The sequence below is a fragment of the Blautia sp. DFI.1.216 genome (assembly GCF_020594215.1).
Classification (GTDB): Bacteria; Bacillota; Clostridia; order Lachnospirales; family Lachnospiraceae; genus Blautia_A; species Blautia_A wexlerae.
The window spans coordinates 36,256-55,873 of the sequence record NZ_JAJDML010000024.1 but is presented as its reverse complement, the minus strand read 5'-3'; the positions used below and the strand labels follow the sequence as shown (position 1 = coordinate 55,873).

Sequence of the window (19,618 nt, the reverse complement as noted above, 5' to 3'; positions counted from 1 at the left end):
CTTTGCGGTTTTACAGGTTTTCACATAATCTATTTGAAGTAGCACAATAGGTTAAATTTATATATTATACTTAATATTTCAAAATATTTAACAAAAATGAAAGTAATGACTTTACAAAATCATTATAGCATGAATATTATAAAATATAAAGTAAAGTATATACTTTACTTAAAGATATTTTACAGGGAACGAAAAAGAGGCTGCTTATTGCTATTTTGGGGTAAAAAGAGTATACTTTAAAGTATTAAACACCAGAAGTAAAAACTATGAACACACACTCTTCCGGATATTACAGCATAGACAAAGACTATAATATCCTAAGCTATAACGACACTGCTAAACAGCTGTACCCCAATCTCCAGCCGGGGGTGAAATGCTATAAGGCACTTATGGGACTTGATTCCCCATGCCCGCCCTGCCCTGTAGCACTGGGGATACAGTGTGAAATTTAAATGGTCAGGTGGAAAAGAAAGTGGCGGAAAGAAACATCCTTTTAATATGAATGAAAATTTGATGGGACCACTTAATGATTCAAAATTATTGAAAAGCACATTGAATAACAACAATAATTTTGAACTTGATTCTAACGCTACAAGCTCAACAATGGTTCCTGCGATTTCAACATTAATAAAAAATGATAGTCTGCTAAAAAACGGTACCTGGGCATATCTGGGCAGTGGAAAGAATAAGAATAGACGTTATTTTTTCTGGACTTCTGTAAACGTTAGTAACTTTCCGACAGGGACAAAAATTCCTGTCATTATCTGCAGAGCAGATAATGAATACTATGTTTCCGAGTCAACAACTGCCGAGCGAACCGGAGATAAAATAACAACACTATACAAGGTAATTGCAGATCATCAGTATAATGCTGAGAGTTATCAAAAAATTGCTGATAAGGGTACGAAATATGATAGTTTACAAGCTGCTTATGATGCATACGTAGAGAAAATTACAGAAGATAGTAATTATTCACAATTCAAAGATACATTGTCGAAAAATTAAATCCCATAAGACAAATACACCAGTTTATGAGAAAAAAATCTCTCGTAGACTGGTGTATTTTTGCTTTTAATAGAATCATCCTATTCAATCTCAACAACAAGTCGATGCAGTCCAGGTCTCCAGCGCATCCATATCAGGCGTATACCTCAAATGTCTGAATATAACCGTTCTATTCTTTGGTTTCTATCCTTATATGATGCAATTCACGTCCGAGCAATTAAGACATTTACGATCAAGTAAAAATATGGCTATTCCTGGCTTAAATTGTAAATAATATAACCATGGTCAACTATAAATATGATTCGACTTGACTTCCTTTAATACAAGTGCTGTTGCGGTCAACCTGAAACTTGTTTCAACTTGACTTCATTTAATACAAGCGCAATCTCAGTCAACCAAAAACTTGTTTCGACTTGACCGTATACTGCATATGCGCAATTCCAGTCAACCAAAACTTGCTTCAACTTGACCGTATACTGCATATGCGCAATTCCAGTCAACCTGAAACCTGTTTCAACTTGACCGAAAATAATAAAATTGCGCTCGCGGTCAAATCATACATTACTATTTACTTGGAAATTACTATAATCTAAAAGAAACTGTCGGATCATACCGCATCCTTATACACTCTCTGGATATGCATTGCCAGATATCCTGTCTCTGTTTCATCCAGCTTATGTCCAATACATCCTTCCAGGTTTTTACAGATGTCAGTGGCAACCTTATAGGCCTGGGGATACTGATCCAGCATATATTCATTCATGTCCAGATTCAGCTTCTCTCCTGTAGATGCACGCGCTACCATATACTTCATATGGTTCATCAGGCGATTATAGGACAGTGACAGTACATCGATTGGCTTACCTGTTGCTTTCTCGAGCATATCTATACACTCTCTCACTGCTCTCGCAGTCTGCATGGCAACAGATACCTTCTCGTCACCAATTGCAGAATGAATATGCAATGCCACATATCCAACCTCATGATCATCAATCTCTATCTGAAGTCTTTCTCTCAGAATTGTTTTCAGTGTTTCCGCAACTTTAAATTCACTGTAGAAAAGAACCTTGATATCCTCTGTCAGCGGATTGCTGATCTGCTCATTTCTGCGGATTCTTGCGACTGCAAAAGAAATATGGTCAGCAAGTGGAAAAAGAATCCCTCTGTCTATGGAATCTCCAAACACTTTCTGTGACTCTGTCAGAATTGCATCTGCAATCTCCAGATACTCCGGCTCTATTCCCTTTACCAGTTCCTTCGCAGATCCACGCTCTGTCTCCTGTTCCAGACGATATGTAGTGCATCCCTCCGGCTTATCAAAACGCTGGCTGACCTTTTTTCCAAAGCCAACACCCTTGCCAAGAATCACATACTCCTTATTTTCATCCATATCAATGGCTATAACACCATTATTATTTAATACCTTGCTAACTCTGTACATCTCTGTCGTAATCCCCTCTATAAAAATTTATTGCCATTATAATAATTTTCCCTTTGGTCATAAAACATGTTTAAAAATGCTTTACGCAAAATAATACTACAAAATGGGACGCACATCTTGCGAAAAGCATTTTTCAGACACGCTCTAGTAAATAATGCATTTAAGACAGTTCAGCAGAATACGAAAGACAAGGAAAATATCTGCAGGCGTGCTGACGCACAACAAAGATATCTGACGCAGGATTTCACACTCTGATGGACTGGATTAAGATGCATTATTTACCAGGACTGCTATAGTTTACCATATTTTGAATAAGAATCCTATCTGTCACACAAATTTGTTACATTTTTGATTCCCAGATCCCTCCTGCAAAAAAGTCATCCTTTTCAATTCACGTGCGTAAAAAAACAGTCAGATAATCAAGATGTCATCTCTTTTGATCATCCAACTGTTTTTTGATAACAATATTATTCCAGCGTCTCCACCGCAAACAACGGTTCACCGGCCTTGATCTCACCGTTTGCCAGAAGTCTGATCCTCTGGTTGTCTTCCGGTTCAATATCGAGGATCGGGGAAGTGATGGACGGAGCATTGGCTGTTAAGAACTCCAAATCCAGTTTCATCATCGGATCACCTTTTTTCACTTTCTGACCCTCTGTTACCAGGATTTCGAAGCCTTTTCCTTCCAGTTTTACAGTGTCGATTCCCATATGAAGAAGCATAGGGATACCGGAATCTGTCTGGAAACCTATAGCATGTTTTGTATCAAAAATAAACTCAACTTCACCGTCTGCAGGTGCATATACAGTACCTTCTGTTGGTGTCACCACTGCACCGTCACCCATCATTTTTCCTGCAAATCCCTCATCCGGTGCAGTAGAAAGATCTGCTGCGATTCCGTCTACAGGGCTGTAAATGATTGCTGTTTTTCTGATCTTTTCTTCTTTTACAGGTGCCAAGGACTGTGCTGTACCTGCATTTTTGTCCTCAACCTCTGCACTGTTCTGTCCATCTGCATTTTCTGCTGCAATATTTTCCTGTGCCTGTATATTATCAGGTGTCTCATCTGCGAATTCGTTGGGAGCAGTCTCCAGATATTCTTCCAGCTTCGCCTTGATAACAGTTACATGAGGTCCATAGATAACCTGTACGCCCTGTCCTTTTTTTACGATTCCTCTGGAATCTGTCTGTTTCAGAAGTTCATCACGAACTCTCTCAGGTTCTGCAACTGTGATACGAAGTCTGGTCGCACAACAGTCAACATCTACAATATTTTTCTTTCCTCCAAGACCTCTGGTGATCAGTTCACTTACCGGATCACCGGAGGTTGCTACAGCTGCTCCGGCTGTCTTTCCGGCTTCTTTTCTTGCATTTACATCAGCTTTTGTATAAAGCTTTGTCTCTGTATCATCATCTTCACGTCCAGGAGTCTTGAAATTAAATTTCCTGATCATAGATGTAAAGATCACATAATACAGGATAAAGTAAATAATACCAACCGGAATGATCCTCAGCCAGCTTGTTTTTGCATTTCCCTGCAGGATACCAAAGAGGAACAGGTCAAGGAAACCGCCTGAGAAAGTAAGTCCTACTGCAATATTCAGCATATGTGCGATCATATAAGCCGCACCTGCCAGGATCACCTGAACTACGAACAATGCCGGAGCTACAAACAGGAATGAGAATTCCAGCGGTTCAGTGATACCAGTAAACATACATGCCAGCGCTGCGGAAAGAAGAAGTCCGCCTGCCGCTTTTTTCTTCTCAGGTTTTGCACAGCGATACATAGCCAGCGCTGCTCCCGGAAGACCAAAAATCATAAAGATAAACTCACCAGAGAAATATCTGGTTGCATCCGCACTGAAATGTGCTATATTTGCAGAATCAGCAAGCTGCGCAAAGAAGATATTCTGTCCGCCCTGCACCACCTGTCCTGCAACTTCCATAGTTCCGCCCACTGCGGTCTGCCAGAATGGCATATAAAATACATGATGCAGCCCAAAGGGGATCAGTGCTCGTTTAATAATACCAAAAATCAGAGTTCCCAGATATCCACTGCCTGTTACCAGACCGCCCAGAGCATAAATACCATTCTGAACTGCCGGCCATACAAAATACATCAGGATTCCCACAAACATATATACGATTGTGGAAATGATCGGTATAAATCTTGAGCCGCCAAAGAATGACAGCGCATTCGGAAGCACAATTTTGTGGAAACGGTTATGAAGTGCCGCAACACCAAGACCTACGATAATACCGCCGAATACACCCATCTGCAGAGACTGGATCCCGCATACAGAAGTAATGGTTCCCTCCAGTACATCTGCTGCTATCTGACCGTCTGCTGTGATTTCATTGTTAATAAGAAGCATGGCACTGACAGCCACATTCATAACGAAATATGCAATCAGCGCAGAAAGAGCAGCAACCTCTTTCTCTTTCTTTGCCATACCAATGGCAACACCAACAGCAAAGATCAGCGGCAGATTGTCAAATACAGCACTTCCAACCTTGTTCATAATGATCAGAAGAGAATTAAGTAATGTTCCACTTCCCAGGATCTTCTGCAATCCATAGGTAGCGATAGTTGTTTCATTTGTGAAGGAACTGCCGATACCAAGCAACAAACCTGCAACAGGGAGAATTGCGATCGGAAGCATAAAGGATCTTCCCACACGCTGCAAAACTCCAAAAATCTTGTCTTTCATGTTCTTTTGTCTCCTTTTCCTTATTCGTGCGAATAAACCGTCTTGTTTCCGGGAGATTAAAACCTTCTGACATATGATTATTCCGCGTTTTACCACATAAAATACATCAAAAAAAGGCACTAACCCCCATAAACATTAAAAAATAACATTTATGACCGGTTAATGCCTGCCTGTCCAGTAACACACCAAATCTGTGCTATACTATAAAGGATTATTTATTCCCTGTCAAGATACTCAGGAAAATTTTTTACAAAATATTTTTGCATTTCATGAATCGATCTCTGTAATGACCATTTATTATTTTCAAAGCCGCAACATTCTCTGCATCCTTCTGATCTGATAGAAATTTATTGATTTCCCACTGCCGCAGGCTACACGTTCAACTTGATCACTCTGTCTTCCCATTTTAATCCATTCAGATCTACAGAAATGTACACCCATTCATCGCTGAGTTTAGGCTCTTTTCAGGGGGGTTTTATCTGTTTCTCTCTTCCAGATATTCCAGACATTCATTCACATCTTTAATACCAAGTTCCTTGCGTACTTTATCCTGAATTTCCACCAGACATTCCAAAAGAAGAGGATTAAACATTCCGCATTCTCCATTTAGGATCATCTCTATTGCCTTTTCATGAGAATATGCTTTCTTATATACCCGGTCACTTACCAGGGCATCATACACATCTGCCAGTGATACCACCTGTGCAGATATGGGGATTTCTTCTCCCTTCAAACCATCCGGATATCCTTTTCCATCATAACGTTCATGATGCCAACGGCATATTTCATAGGCATATTTCATCATCTCTTCATCATGATACATTTCCAGACTGTCAAGCATCCGGGCACCTATGATCGTGTGCTGTTTCATGGCTTCAAATTCTTCCTTTGTAAGCTTTCCGGGTTTATTCAGAATTTTTTCATCAATTCCAATCTTACCGATATCATGAAGTGCTGAAGCTGTAGCGATCATATGTTGCTGAGACCAAGAAAGATCGTAATTCTCTGATTTTCGCATCAATTTCTCCAGCAAAAGCTGAGTCAGAATATTGATGTGCAGCACATGAAGCCCGCTTTCACCATTTCGGAACTCTACAATCTGACTGAGAATCCCGGTCATCATACGGTTGTTTTTCTCTTTTTCATAAATCTGATCTGTTACCAAATGGATCAGACGCCTTTGCTTGGCATAGAGCTTGATCATATTGATAACCCGCTGATATACCACCTTAGCATCAAATGGTCTGCTTATATAATCCGAAGCCCCCAGTTCGTAGGCACGGCGGATATAACTCTCTGATCCTTCACTGGAAATCATGATCACCGGTATATCCTCGATCCATTTATCTCTGTTCATATAGGCGAGTACTTCAAATCCATCCATTTTTGGCATAATAATATCCAACAGAACCAATGAGATTTCAGGTCCATACTGCTCCAGTATCTTCAGAGCCTCTTCCCCGTCACAGGCCTCCAGTATCCGGTATTCTTTTCCCAGAATTTCCTTAAGTATCTCTCGGTTCATTTCAGAATCATCAACAACCAGAAGCTGGAGCCGGTTCCTTTTTTCCATCTCATCTGTATTTTTCTTCTGATCCCACCGAGTCACTACTATATTTTTATGTCCCTTGGCCATATACATAAGTCTGTCTGCTTTGGTGATCGCTTCCTCCAATCTGCCATGGGTAAACATAGCTCCACCAATGCTCACTGAAAGCTTCAGACGATTAAAACCCGGAATATGCGTCGCATGGATCTTCTTCTGGATCATACGGAGCTTCTGTGAAAAGACTTCCTTCTCAATTCCGGGCAGGATCAGCAGAAATTCATCTCCTCCATAGCGCACCAGAATATCCGTACGACGGATATAATGCCGAATTACATTCACTACGGTTATCAGTACCAGGTCTCCTCCATCATGACCATAAGTGTCATTGAACAATTTGAAATCATCCAGATCGATAACTGCAATTCCGGCATTCAAAGACATATTTTTGACTTTTTCCTCAAAATATCTGCGATTATACGCCCCTGTCAGCACATCCTTATACAGCTTTTCGCTATATACAGTCAGCTTTTCCGTCAGTTTTTCATATCCTTCCTCATCAGTCAGCGTGTTCTCGTCCAGCTTTTTCAGCATTTCCATTACATAAGGCTCACTGTCAATCTCCAGATACCTTGCAAATACCTGATACATATCAGAATCAAGAAATTCAATTTTGGATGTCTGTTTCTTTTCCTCCAGTGCTTTAAGGGAAATGCAATTCTCACATCTTTTATCTTTATTCCAGAAAGCATAACACTGGCAAGGATTTTCTCTTCCTGCAAGCTTACTTTCCATTCCGGCAGCCTGCAGATCACTCCCTTTCAGGAGACGGACTACATCAAAAATCTCCCGAAGCACCTCCATTTTATTCTCTGCTTCCTGCATCGTCATTTGTTTCCACTCAATCATTATTCCCAGCCTCTCACGAACAACAGCTTTTTTCTGCAATATAAACTTGTATTATTATACCACTTACTCATCATGCAGTACAACAATAATATTTTTTCTTAATTTCATAAAGGGAGCGCCTCAAAAACAGTCCTTGAGGCGTGCTCCCAACCGGTTCTGACTCCAACTGCCTTGTAAACATGCTTCAGCTTGACCTTATATAATAAAAGTGCAATCGCAGTCAACTATATTTGTAATTATGATTGACTTAAAATAATAGAAATACAATTGCAAGTCATCTATAAACAGGATTAAACTTGACCGTACATAACAAAAACGCGATTAAAGTCAATTATAATCATAATTATTCATGACTAAAAAGCCACAGACTGAGTGGATTCCAGTCTGTGACCTGATTAGATTTTTATACTTTCTTTAGAGGACTTTTAAAACATATTTTGTTTCTTTATTTTCCCGACAGGGGTGCGACCCCGCCAGACCTGTTCAGTATTAATACCAGTCCCGGCAGAGGGTTCTCCCCTAACTGCCTCTATCAGTTAACTCATGCCAGGTTTTACTATTCCAATTTGTTCTAAAACATGTTATACTCAAAAAGCTGTCGAACCTCCAGCAGAAAAGAGGTGGACTCCATGGAAGAAATTCTCACCACATTTCTTGTCTCTGTTATAGCAGGCGTAGTTAGCTACTACATATGCAAATGGCTGGACAGCAGACGATAGACAGCAACAGTCTAAACGGAATAGCTCACCGTAACGAACAAGAAAGCCCCCAGAGCTGGCACTCTGAGGGTTTTTGTTTTGCTTCAAGGAATCTCACCACATTCCTTAGCTACTGTTAGTATATGCGCAATGTGCCAAAAAGTCAACTCAAAAATAGTGGGTGAAAAAGCCGCAGGCTGGATGGGTGCCAGTCTGTGGCTATCTTAAGATAATCTTATTTACCCTCCGTAGTTTTACATTGCAAAATCTTCTCCAGTTCAGCTACTCTTTTAAGTGCTTCTGTTGTCTCTTTTTGGGCCTTTATTTTTTCTTTTTCAGCAAAATCCGCTCTCTGACGTTCCCTTTCTGTATTTTTGCGTTCAGCTTCCTGACCTTTTACATGATCGTATCTCTCTCAAATCCCTTCATATAGATTAATGACACCGTTACTGAAAACTTATAAAAAATTATAAACTTTTATGTTCCATTCCTACTTCAACGAATATGCTTTTGATGATATAAATATCCATCTACTCACAGGTTTTTGTACTCTCCAGGGGTTTCCATATTTTCGAATATTTTTTTCGTTTTTGAATCATATTCCGCAGACCAATAAGCAAATTCGTCAGTTTTTACTTGATCGCTTAAGTTAACAGATAAAAAAGTTTACACACGAAAAAAGAAGGGAAAGCCAGACTTTTTTGTATGACTTTCTCCCTTCTTTTATCCATTTTATTTTGCCTTAAATACAGCGACTTTCTCTTTTGACAGATCAATCTTATCCGGAAGGATGGAAGTTTTCTCAGTGGATTCTGATGTTGTGAATCCTGTTGAGTCGGAAGTATTTGACTTCATCGCATCCTGCAGAGTATTGCTTACTGTCACATTTGCAGAAAAGATATCTGTTCCTGTGGAAGCTGCTGCATCACCTGTTGTTGTGCTTACTGTACTGCTGCTCTGCATTTCCTGAACCTGTTCCTGTGTCGGGTAGAAGGATGGCTGGCGGATGTAACGGAAGCTTGCACTGTATGCTTCGCCTACTGTTACTCCATTCTTGCCGGAGGAGCAGTGTACTGCGATCCAGTCACCTGCGTCTGTTTTACCGCAGAGAATACCTACATGATTATCGCTTCCTGCTTCCGGTCCTTTCTGGAACACCAGATCTCCGGGCTGTGCATCTGCCTCAGTTACCACGTTTGCTTTCTCCCACTGATCGGAAGTTCCGTCGCCTACAGCTTCCTGCATTGCTTTATCCTGATATCCGTTGATCACTGCCCAGGTGACAAAACCACTGCAGTCCAGTCCGTATGCGCGGATGGTTCCAGTGCTCTTGCTTCCCTCGGCTGATACCTTCTCGCTGGTTCCCCAGCCTGGATCTTCACCGATCACTGTGGATTTGCCGCCCCAGAAGTAACCGACTTTACCAACCAGTGAATAGGCTGCGGAGATAACATTTACTCTTTCCTCGGAAACATCATCTCCTACGCTCTCGCGGACAAAACCGTTGGCAGCTGTTACTACCGCGCAGAGGAGTTTGCAGTCTGTCTCCACATATTTCTTAAGGATCGTACGATCCTTTTTTGCGATTTTATTTTTCTTAATATAGTAGTTGATTTTACGATTAGCGTATGTAACGTGAGTGATATCCTGCTTGTCCCTTACGATCGGGTTCATCTCTGCAAAGATTTTCGCAAGGTCTTTCTTGCAGGAAGAATCCAGTGTAAATTCTGTTTTTCCGTCCTGGCTCTGCTGATATACATAGACTGCAAGGATATCCTGCCAGTTTCTTACCAGAAGACTGTCTGCAGATGTGGTGGTCTTGCTGCCGTTTACATCGCTGGCATCTGCTACTTTGTTCTTCTCTTTATATTCCTTCTCGATCTCATCCATAACAGAAGCGAAATCATCTGAGAAGGTCAGATTGTAGTTATTCTTCAGGCTGTCCAGATAGAAATCCTTACCTGCGTGGATATTGGACGCATAATATACCGGAGTTCCGGTCTGTGCAGCACTGGTATTACTCGTAAATGGATTATTCGTATTCGCATTGTTCTTCTGCGCTTCCAACTGAGCAATAGTCGCTTCTGCCTGAACCAGCAGATTATAATTAGAAACCTGTGCCTTCTCTGTATCAGACAGGGCATTATATGCAGTGCGGATGCTCTGAACAGTGGCTTTCTTCTCCAGCGTGATGGTCTGTGCGTTCAACTCTTTGATTCTGTCGATCACATCCTGGGCTGCCTTTGTAATCTGTGAAGACGGTGTTGGTGTAGGATTCGCAGGTGTCGGAGTCGGATCTGTTGGTGTCGGAGTCGGATCTGCCGGTGCAGGTGTTGGCTCTGCAGGTGTTGGTGTCGGATCTACCGGTGCAGGTGTCGGGTCTGCAGGTGTCGGATCTACCGGCGCAGGTGTTGGCTCTGCAGGAGTCGGATCTGCCGGCGCCGGATCCTCTGATCCTGAATCAAAATCACCGGAATCGCTGAAATCAGAACCGTCTGCTGTATACGCAGCAGTATCCTCTGCTGCAAGTACGGACGCAGGACCGGATAATACCATTCCTGACATCAATGTCAGACATAAGAATCTGGTAAGATACTTGTTTTTCATATATCTAAATTGCTCCCTTCTTACTGTGAGCATGTCCTTACCCCCTGTTTATAAGGGCATACTGTCTAAATTACTTTTCACATTATTATGTTATTTCATAAGTGAATTATCCCGAAATATTAACCTGTTTTATTCTAGCATAATCATTTTTTGAAATCAACAGCTCAGGGCAGGTAAATTCCAGATTTGACCAAAATTCATTTTTTTGTCACATTTTAACCGAATCAAGTAAGTCCCCCTGCAGAAGTTGCGAAAAGCAACAAGCAGTGAGGAAGATATGTTTCAGAATGCAGGAAGGCTGTGCGGATATGATTTCCACACAGCCTTCCTGTATTCTTAGCGTATCTCTGTCAGGCTGCCTGAATGGCTCCTGCAAAGTTCTTATTACCAATGCAGATCTGTATCAGTCCCTGCACTACCTGAAAACACATATTCAGGATAAAGCGGATATCCTCTTCCACGCTGCGGAGCTTGTTGAGGTATTTCTCATGAGTAGCTTCGATATAATCGATCAGGGTGGAGAAATCTGCGAAGCGGATGGCCGGTTCCAGATATGCATGCGCTTCTCCCTGCTGTATACATTCTTTCAGTCTGTTCTTAAGTACTTTCTCATAATGATTATGCTGGCTGAAGCTTCCTGTATATGTTTTGTTATGAGGAAAGGTAAAATAATCCGCCATATAATGGATCACTTCGCCGAACCGACGCCAGTAAACTCTCTGGTTACTCTCATCCGGTCTGATATCTGTCAGTTCTTTCATCCGGTTCTTGACATCTTCAAATGTTCCGTAGAACTCGTGTCTTCTGGTGATAAAGGACGGTTTGATATCCGGCAGAATGCTGCCCAGACAGAAAGCCTTTCTGTGAGACTGCAGGCTTACTGTGGTCTGCATCTGATCCGCAAGGTATCTTGCTAATAAAATATGTGATTTTTTACGCAATTTTCTTCCTCTTCTTTCTTTTGAGAACCTATCATTCTTATATATGGGAACGAATAATAATCAACTTAACCAACATAGAATACTATAGCAGATTTATACCTGTTATTCAAATAAAATTTTTGTAAACTTTTTCACATTTTCAGGTCAGACAACTGTTTCAGTAATTCCAGGTCACTGTCCTTTACTTTCAGGTTTGTCTCTATCTTCTCTCCCTCAGGAGTGGTGATCGCAATTTCAATGATGCTTCCTTCTTTAAGCCCTTTGCGTGAAACTGCCTGACAGAATGCCGGGAACTTGGGATGATTGCTCTTAAAGGTGTTCCATGCGCCTGTGATCTTCATGATATTTCCTATATTGTTTCCTATGTTCATATGATTGTTGTGTCCTTTCTTATCTCAACTGAATATTCCCGATTCTGAGAACTGATGCATATAATAACATACTTCAACGGATTTGGCTATACCAAAAGCCCCCCAGGATTAACTCCCGAGGGCTTTCATGCTGCTCATATTAAATTGTGATTATTCTACATTCTCAAACATCTCTGCTAATGTCATGGAGATTTTCGGAAAATCTTTCAGTGTCACCACTGTATCTGCATTATAATGTTCTTCTTCTGGATCATCCTGCAAGATATAGCTATACTTCAAATCATATTTACCATCCTCAAGATAATAAATCTGTACTGCTCTTTCTTTCGGTGAGATGATCCAATACTCTTCTACACCTGCTGCCTGGTAAATTTCTTTCTTCACAGTCATATCTCTTAATGCTGTTGCCGGGCTAAGAGTTTCCACAATAAATCTGGGTGTACCAGTATAGGAACCACCTTTCAAATGCTTACGGTCACATATAATCATCACATCTGGTATCACATAATCATTATTCTCCTGTGCATGATATTTATAATCCAGATTCTCCATGAATGCTAAACACAGTGTTCCCTGTAAACCGGTTGATATGATTCGATAAATATTACCATCTACAAGCCCATGCTGATAATTTGGTGATGGTGACATATCATAGATTACACCATTAATCTTCTCTTCTTTTCTATATTCCTCTTCAAGTAATGGCATATTATCACCTCCAAGTGAGTTTGGTTATATGTACATTATAATATAGGTTATGTCTGTTCAGCAACCTGTTTTTGATTCTGACAAAACGAATATAGATATCCGGTTACTGTTCAGGTTTGACACCATTTTGACACCATTTTTCACAAAGATGCGTAAAAATACGGTAAGATAGTGAAATTGAACTTCTCGCAAACCCTTTAGATCTCGCTGAAATCCGGTGTTCCATACAGGTCGAATGGAGTTGACTGGTAGACATAGTAATTCAGCCAGTTTGTATACAGGTTGTTCGCATGTGCTCTCCACATAAGAAGCGGTCTGTTTTCCGGGTTGTTGTCTTTGTAATAATTCTCCGGGATTTCGATGGGCAGGTTTTTGCTGACATCACGTTTGTACTCACCGTCAAGAGTCACACGATCATATTCAGGATGTCCCATTACAAAGATCTTGCGGCCGCCGTCTGCCATTGCAAGGAAAAGCCCTGCTTCATCGGATTCAGCAAGCACTGTCAGCTCTTTGCAGTTATGGATATCCTCGATGGGAACTTCCGTATGTCTGGAATGAGGTGCAAGGAACATATCGTCGAATCCGCGTACCAGCGGAATCTTACGATTCATCACTTTATGCCAGAAAAGACCGAACATCTTCTTATTAAGTTTGCGCTTTTTCAGTCCATAGTGGTGGTAGAGTCCTGCCTGTGCAGCCCAGCACAGATAAATGGTGGAGGTAACATGGGTGTTTGTCCAGTCCATGATCTCTACCAGTTCCTTCCAGTAGTCTACCTCTTCGAATTCCATCTGCTCTACAGGAGCACCTGTGATGATCATTCCATCATATTTGTTATTTTTCAGTTCCGGAAATGTCTGATAAAATTTATTCAGATGACTCACAGATGTATTCTTCGCTTCATGGCTCTGTACTGCCATAAAGGTGACATCTACCTGCAGCGGTGTGTTGGAAAGGGAACGCAGAAGCTGAAGCTCTGTCTCCTCTTTCAGAGGCATCAGGTTCAGAATGAGGATCTGAATGGGGCGGATATCCTGATGGGATGCACGTGACTCATCCATCACGAAAATATTTTCTTTTTCCAGAATCTCTTTTACTGGCAGATCGCTCTGTATTTTAATTGGCATTATCTTATCTCCTGTTCTTATTATTTTATTGTTGTGCCATCTTCAGGAAATCTTCTTCCGAAAGGATTGGAATTCCCAGTTCTTTGGCTTTTTTATTCTTTGAAGAATTGGAAGTTGTGTCATTATTGATCAGGTAGTTCGTCTTCGATGTTACTGATCCGGTCACCTTGCCTCCCAGAGACTCAATAAATTCCTTTGCCTGTGCTCTGTTTGCAAAGTGCTCCACACTTCCTGTGATAACGAAATTCATGTTCCGGAAAATCTGCTCACCTGTCTTTTCTTCTTTCTTAACAGTCAGATGGCTCATCAGATGATCCAGTTTTCTGTTATTATCCTCGTTTGAAAAATAATCAGTCAGACTTCCGGCAATTACCGGTCCGATGGTATCAATAGAGCTGATCTCCTCTTTATCTGCATGGCGGATCTTCTCCAAATCATCATCAAAATGCCTGCAGATCACTTTTGCATTGGCAAGACCGATATTGGCGATTCCAAGGCTGTAGATCACCTTCGCAAGAGTAGTCTCCTTAGCTTTATCAAGGCTGGTCATCAGGTTCTCAAAGGATTTCTCCCCGAATCCGTCCATCTCCACGATCTCATCACGATGCTTTCCAATCTCAAAAATATCTCCGAAATCATGAATAAAGCCTCTTGCAATGAATTTCTCCAGTGTTGCTTCTGACAGTCCGTCAATGTTCATGGCATCCCTGCTTGCAAAAAGTGCAAAGGATTTGATCTTCTTTGCGGCACAGTCAGGATTTGTACAGTAAAGTGCCTCCACATCATTTACCTTCTGTATCTGTGTTCCATGGCCACATGCAGGGCAGGTATCCGGAATTTCCAGTTTACTGCTGCGTGTGAGGTTTTCTGCAATCTGCGGAATGATCATATTTGCTTTATATACAGTGATCGTATCCCCGATACCAAGCTGCAATTCTTTTAGAATGCTCACATTGTGTACGCTGGCGCGGCTCACAGTGGTTCCCTCCAGCTCAACCGGTTCAAAAACAGCCACCGGATTGATCAGCCCTGTTCTTGACGGGCTCCATTCGATCTCAAGAAGATGGGTTTCTCTGATCTCATCTGCCCATTTGAATGCAAAAGCATTTCTGGGAAATTTCGCTGTTCTTCCAAGGGAATCTCCGTATGCAATATCATCATAAAGAGCAACCAATCCGTCCGACGGAAAATCATTCTCAGTGATCGCAGTTGAAAAATATTCCATGGCTTCATCCAGCGTTGAAGCTGTGACTGTCCTGTATTCCACTACATCAAATCCCTGTTCTTTCAGCCATTCAAACTGCCGGGCTCTCGAATTATGGAAATCAACCCCGTCGGCGCTTACCAGCGTAAATGCGTAGAAACGCACATTCCTGCGGGCTGTGATCTCATTGTTTAACTGGCGGACAGAACCGCTGCATAAGTTTCTCGGATTCTTGTATTTCGCATCAACGTCTTCTATGGATTCATTGATCCGTTCAAAGTCCGAATAGGTAATGATCGCTTCCCCACGCAACACCAGTCTTCCCTGATACGGGATTTTAAGAGGAACGTTCTTAAATACTCTGGCATTATTGGTGACAACCTCTCCTGTCACACCGTTTCCACGTGTAACTGCTTTGGCAAGTCCTCCATTCTCGTAGGTAAGAACGATCGTCAGTCCGTCCAGCTTCCATGACAGAAGCGTTTTGTGTTCCCCGATAAATTCCCTCAGAACTTCTCTGTCCTTAGTCTTGTCCAGAGACAGCATGGGGGATTCGTGTTCTTCTTTTGGAAGCTGGTCAACTGCCTCGTACCCTACGCTTACGGTTGGGCTGTTTGCCAGAACAGTGCCTGTTTCTTTCTCCAGAGCCTGAAGCTCGTCGTACATCTGATCGTACTCTCTGTTGCTTATGATCTCTGTATCCTGCTGGTAATACGCCTTTGCTGCCCTGTCCAGCTTTTGCACCAGCTCTTTCATTCGCATGATCGCTGCTGTTTCCATTCTGTTCTCCTGTTCTGATCACTGTTTCACTTGTGGAAGATTCCAGTAAATGGTTCAGTTCTTCCCACTCCTGTGCTGTGATCTCTCTGTATTCGCCTTCTCTGATCCCGTCCAGAGTCAGATTCATGATCCTGATCCTTTTCAGCTTCTGTACCTCATATCCCAGATACCGGCACATTCTGCGGATCTGCCGGTTCAGTCCCTGTGTCAGAATGATCCGAAAGCTGCATTCTCCTGTCTGCACCACTCTGCATGGTCTGGTCACCGTATCAAGAACAGGGACTCCCTTGCTCATCCTTCGGACAAATTCCCTGTCCACCGGCTTATTCACTGTCACAAAATATTCTTTCTCATGATAGTTTCCGGCGCGCATGATCTTATTGACCAGATCTCCTTCATTTGTCAGAAGGAGAAGGCCCTGTGATTCTTTATCCAGTCTGCCCACAGGATAAACACGCAGAGGATAATCCAGATAATCTGTTACCGTCGTCTCATCAAACTGCTGCTTTGTACTGCACACGATCCCTCTGGGTTTGTTAAAAAGAAGCAGTACTTTTTTTTCATTTTTATGGACAGGTATATTGTCTGCACAGATCTCATCTTCCAGGCTGACTTTCTGGCCGCTTTCTGCTTTTTTTCCGTTTACCGTAATCCTTCCCTCTTCGATCATCCGGTCGGCTTCCCGTCTGGAGCATATGCCTGCCTCGCTTAAATATTTGTTTATTCTGATTTTTTCGTCCATTGTTCTATTATATAATTTTTTGTACATCTTATCAACGGTGAAATTTTGATGGAATTTTTCTGGAATTTTTTTCAAAAGGGCAGGAATGGGGAATCGCCTTGTATTTTGTCAGATTTTATTGTATGATATCGAATGACAGGATATCTTTTTTGTCACTGATTTTATCAAAAAGGAGGCTTTCATGTCAGATCATTTACCACGTACAAACCGGTGGCTGATCGCACTTTCTGTTATTCTGTGTCTGATACTTGGAGGAATTTTCACCCGTTCTTCCGCTGTGACTTCACAGGCAGATGCCATCAGCGATGCCGGAGCTTTCGTGTCAGAAGATCAGGATTCTGCGGAGTTTACTTCTGAGGAAACATTGACTGATAGCAATGATAATTTTACGGATTCTTCTTCCGGGAAACTGTTTGGACGCACTTCTTCAGATTCATCTGAAACTTCTCCGGGCGGTCCTGCATTAAGCACTGATATCTCGCCTGAGGCATCAGAGGGCAGCTGGGCTTCCAGCGGAAGTAACTGGATGTTTCTGGTGGATGATAAACCATACACAGGATGGTTCACAGATACAGACGGGAAACAGTACTATATGGATGAGACCGGTATTATGCAGACAGGCTGGACAGATATCGGAAAGAAGCGGTATTATTTTGATATGGATGGCATTCTGCAGACAGGGACTGTGATAATAGATAAGAAAACTTATGAACTGGATACAGATGGTTCTCTGAAAGGTTATACGCCAAAGAAAAAATCCTCGAAGAAGAAATCTTCAGATAAGTCAGCTACCTCTGACAAGTCCGGTACATCTACGGCAAAGAAGTCGGTTGCCCTTACTTTTGATGATGGTCCCAGTTCTTTTACAGACCGTCTTCTGGACTGTCTGGAAGAAAATAATGCAAAGGCAACTTTCTTTATGGTGGGTACTGAGATTGCCAGTTTTCCGGACGAAGTAAAACGCATGAAAAAACTGGGCTGTGAACTTGGAAACCACACTTATGACCATAAGGATCTGGCGACTCTTTCTTCGGATGAGATCAGTTCAGAAATTGCAAGAGTGGATGAACAGCTTGTAAATCTTACAGGTGAGGGTGCTTCGGTGGTCCGCCCGCCATATGGATCTGTTAATGATACGGTAAAATCAACTGTGGGAACCCCGATGATTCTGTGGTCCATTGACACTCTGGACTGGAAAACGCAGGATGTGGAATCTACGGTTGAGGAAGTCATGAATAATGTAAAAGATGGTTCCATTATTCTGATGCACGATATCTTCAGCACCTCTGTAGATGCAGCCGAGATCCTGATCCCGCAGCTTATCGAAGAAGGCTATCAGCTTGTAACAGTGCACGAACTGGCTTCCCTGCATCAGACAGAATTATCGACAGGAGTTACATACGGTGAATTTAATCGAATCAAGTAAATCCCTTGCGGAAGTTGCGAAAAGTAATAAGAACAGCAAAATCTCCAGCAGAAGCTGACAAGAACAATGTCAGAAAAACGGAACGTAAAAATACAGGCAGTTACCACAAGGATAACCGCCTGTATTTTTTACGTTCCATATTCAATTTTATTCAAGTAAATCTCCTCTGATGTATCCGGTCTGACCGTCGTAGTCAATCTGAACCCATTCACCATCAGTACCTGTCTTCTGAACCTGATCACCTGCTGAGATCACGCCAAGGATATCAGCATCTGTGCTGGCTTCTGCGCGTACATTACATTCCTCCGAAGCAGTAAGCATCGTGCCATCTTCTGCCTCTGTTGACACACCTGCTTCCTCCCCAAGACCATTCAGGAATTCTTCAAGAGACGGATCAGATTGCTGTGCCTGATCCAGTTCATTCTGCACCTTCTTTATAAGAGCTGAAACATCACTGTCTGATAACTGTTTTTCCATATATGCGGAAATCTCAGAATCCTGTAAAGCTCCGTTATTGATCACCCAGTTTCCTTCGCTGTTCTTATATACATAGAACTGAGTCAGTGCAGGGGCCTTGGTCTCAACGCCCTGACAGATATACGAGAAACAGGCGTAAACCACGTAAGAATCATCTGTCATACCTTTCTTCGTGTACACATCGCCTACTTCATACCCTTCGATATAATCTTTCAAATTTGTGACTTTTGACTCATCAGACGGTGTAAAATCATCTTCCAGAGTCTTCAGCGTTGCAATATCTTTTTCCCCCAGAGCCTGATAATAGCTCGTAATCAATGCAGTAACATCTGCATCTGCTGTTTCCATGGGATTGGCGTCTTCTTTCTTCTCGTCAGACTCCCCTTCACTTATCGGAGAAGAAGGAACATTTCCCTGGTCTTCGGATGTGGTTTTCTGTTCATCTCCGGAATTCCCCTTATTACTTCCGGAACAGGCTCGAATGCCGCAAAACAGGACAACCACAATTATCAGAATAGCTCCACCCAGCATAAAATACCGGAGATTATCTGATAACCATTCTCTAAAATCATCCAAGTTCTTGTCCTCCTTATGAGTTACCGTTTGCTCCGTTCACTGCCGCCATACGATTTCTGACAGTTCCCGATTCTGATAACTCCTGTGATACAACGCACCGGAACTGTACATACGTCCCAGGCAGCACGCCTGAAGGGAATCGAACCCCCGCACATGGTACCGGAAACCACTGCTCTATCCACTGAGCTACAGGCGCGTATCTTGAAAATCTGATTTTCAAAGGATTTATATAATTTATTTAATACAAGGTCTATATTATCATAATTACCGAAAAAAGTAAAGTTTTTTATTTTGTTACAAAAGATGCATTATTTTGTTACAAGTCAAAAATTATGGGCAGTCATGC

The 19,618-nt window shown here is 42.0% G+C and carries 12 protein-coding genes, 1 tRNA gene and 2 pseudogenes; 3 read left to right on the top strand and 12 right to left on the bottom strand.

Translation table 11 applies throughout. The features are described from left to right. Window positions 1–441 precede the first annotated feature (441 nt). Window positions 442–1,005, top strand: a complete 564-nt coding sequence (locus LJE11_RS10905; protein WP_008703318.1) for a hypothetical protein — start codon at window positions 442–444, stop codon at window positions 1,003–1,005. A 607-nt stretch (window positions 1,006–1,612) separates the two neighbouring features. On the opposite strand, the gene LJE11_RS10900 is transcribed toward LJE11_RS10905, so the two are convergent. Beyond that, complete coding sequence (locus LJE11_RS10900) at window positions 1,613–2,446, bottom strand: PRD domain-containing protein (RefSeq protein WP_008703319.1); 834 nt, start codon at window positions 2,444–2,446, stop codon at window positions 1,613–1,615. Between the two features lie 92 nt (window positions 2,447–2,538). Between LJE11_RS10900 and LJE11_RS20810 the strand changes: the two are divergent. Beyond that, window positions 2,539–2,601 (top strand): annotated as a pseudogene (locus LJE11_RS20810) (DUF6783 domain-containing protein); the annotation flags it as partial. A 312-nt stretch (window positions 2,602–2,913) separates the two neighbouring features. Here the strand turns inward: LJE11_RS20810 and LJE11_RS10895 are convergent. The 9 genes and pseudogenes from LJE11_RS10895 to LJE11_RS10855 all read right to left on the bottom strand — a co-directional run. Further along, window positions 2,914–5,157 (bottom strand): PTS transporter subunit IIABC, encoded by a 2,244-nt coding sequence (locus LJE11_RS10895; protein WP_008703320.1) that lies wholly within the window; start codon window positions 5,155–5,157, stop codon window positions 2,914–2,916. Window positions 5,158–5,632: 475 nt separating this feature from the next. Further along, a complete protein-coding gene (locus LJE11_RS10890) occupies window positions 5,633–7,612 on the bottom strand; it encodes a diguanylate cyclase (protein WP_008703321.1) in 1,980 nt (659 codons plus the stop codon). Between the two features lie 1,430 nt (window positions 7,613–9,042). Continuing rightward, window positions 9,043–10,917: a C40 family peptidase gene (locus LJE11_RS10885; protein ID WP_227295974.1), complete on the bottom strand. Its 1,875-nt coding sequence runs from the start codon at window positions 10,915–10,917 to the stop codon at window positions 9,043–9,045. A gap of 350 nt (window positions 10,918–11,267) precedes the next feature. After that, window positions 11,268–11,858: a zinc dependent phospholipase C family protein gene (locus LJE11_RS10880; protein ID WP_008703323.1), complete on the bottom strand. Its 591-nt coding sequence runs from the start codon at window positions 11,856–11,858 to the stop codon at window positions 11,268–11,270. Between the two features lie 131 nt (window positions 11,859–11,989). Further along, window positions 11,990–12,229 carry a hypothetical protein gene (locus LJE11_RS10875; RefSeq protein ID WP_008703324.1) on the bottom strand — a complete coding sequence of 80 codons (240 nt, stop codon included), beginning with the start codon at window positions 12,227–12,229 and terminating at the stop codon, window positions 11,990–11,992. 150 nt (window positions 12,230–12,379) lie between these two features. Beyond that, window positions 12,380–12,937 (bottom strand): Uma2 family endonuclease, encoded by a 558-nt coding sequence (locus LJE11_RS10870; RefSeq protein WP_008703326.1) that lies wholly within the window; start codon window positions 12,935–12,937, stop codon window positions 12,380–12,382. A 197-nt stretch (window positions 12,938–13,134) separates the two neighbouring features. Then, window positions 13,135–14,067 carry a homoserine O-acetyltransferase MetA gene (gene metA, locus LJE11_RS10865; RefSeq protein WP_008703328.1) on the bottom strand — a complete coding sequence of 311 codons (933 nt, stop codon included), beginning with the start codon at window positions 14,065–14,067 and terminating at the stop codon, window positions 13,135–13,137. A gap of 25 nt (window positions 14,068–14,092) precedes the next feature. Beyond that, the gene (ligA, locus tag LJE11_RS10860) at window positions 14,093–16,051 is read right to left on the bottom strand and encodes an NAD-dependent DNA ligase LigA (RefSeq protein ID WP_020993939.1); all 1,959 of its coding nucleotides are present in this window, start codon (window positions 16,049–16,051) and stop codon (window positions 14,093–14,095) included. An 88-nt stretch (window positions 16,052–16,139) separates the two neighbouring features. Then, window positions 16,140–16,793: pseudogene (locus LJE11_RS10855) on the bottom strand (pseudouridine synthase); the annotation flags it as partial. Between the two features lie 181 nt (window positions 16,794–16,974). On the opposite strand from LJE11_RS10855, the gene LJE11_RS10850 reads away from it, so the two are divergent. Further along, a complete protein-coding gene (locus LJE11_RS10850) occupies window positions 16,975–18,219 on the top strand; it encodes a polysaccharide deacetylase family protein (RefSeq protein WP_008703333.1) in 1,245 nt (414 codons plus the stop codon). Between the two features lie 147 nt (window positions 18,220–18,366). Here the strand turns inward: LJE11_RS10850 and LJE11_RS10845 are convergent, their stop codons facing one another. Further along, window positions 18,367–19,272 (bottom strand): SH3 domain-containing protein, encoded by a 906-nt coding sequence (locus tag LJE11_RS10845; protein WP_020993940.1) that lies wholly within the window; start codon window positions 19,270–19,272, stop codon window positions 18,367–18,369. Window positions 19,273–19,396: 124 nt separating this feature from the next. After that, window positions 19,397–19,468 (bottom strand) — tRNA-Arg (locus tag LJE11_RS10840). Window positions 19,469–19,618: the final 150 nt, after the last annotated feature.

What these genes read in the sequence shown, in the direction of transcription:
- LJE11_RS10900 (WP_008703319.1), bottom strand. Translation starts at nt 2,446, where the DNA reads ATGTACAGAGTTAGCAAGGTATTAAATAATAATGGTGTTATAGCCATT.
- LJE11_RS10895 (WP_008703320.1), bottom strand. Translation starts at nt 5,157, where the DNA reads ATGAAAGACAAGATTTTTGGAGTTTTGCAGCGTGTGGGAAGATCCTTT.
- LJE11_RS10890 (WP_008703321.1), bottom strand. Translation starts at nt 7,612, where the DNA reads ATGATTGAGTGGAAACAAATGACGATGCAGGAAGCAGAGAATAAAATG.
- LJE11_RS10885 (WP_227295974.1), bottom strand. Translation starts at nt 10,917, where the DNA reads ATGAAAAACAAGTATCTTACCAGATTCTTATGTCTGACATTGATGTCA.
- LJE11_RS10875 (WP_008703324.1), bottom strand. Translation starts at nt 12,229, where the DNA reads ATGAACATAGGAAACAATATAGGAAATATCATGAAGATCACAGGCGCA.
- LJE11_RS10870 (WP_008703326.1), bottom strand. Translation starts at nt 12,937, where the DNA reads ATGCCATTACTTGAAGAGGAATATAGAAAAGAAGAGAAGATTAATGGT.
- metA (WP_008703328.1), bottom strand. Translation starts at nt 14,067, where the DNA reads ATGCCAATTAAAATACAGAGCGATCTGCCAGTAAAAGAGATTCTGGAA.
- ligA (WP_020993939.1), bottom strand. Translation starts at nt 16,051, where the DNA reads ATGGAAACAGCAGCGATCATGCGAATGAAAGAGCTGGTGCAAAAGCTG.
- LJE11_RS10850 (WP_008703333.1), top strand. Translation starts at nt 16,975, where the DNA reads ATGTCAGATCATTTACCACGTACAAACCGGTGGCTGATCGCACTTTCT.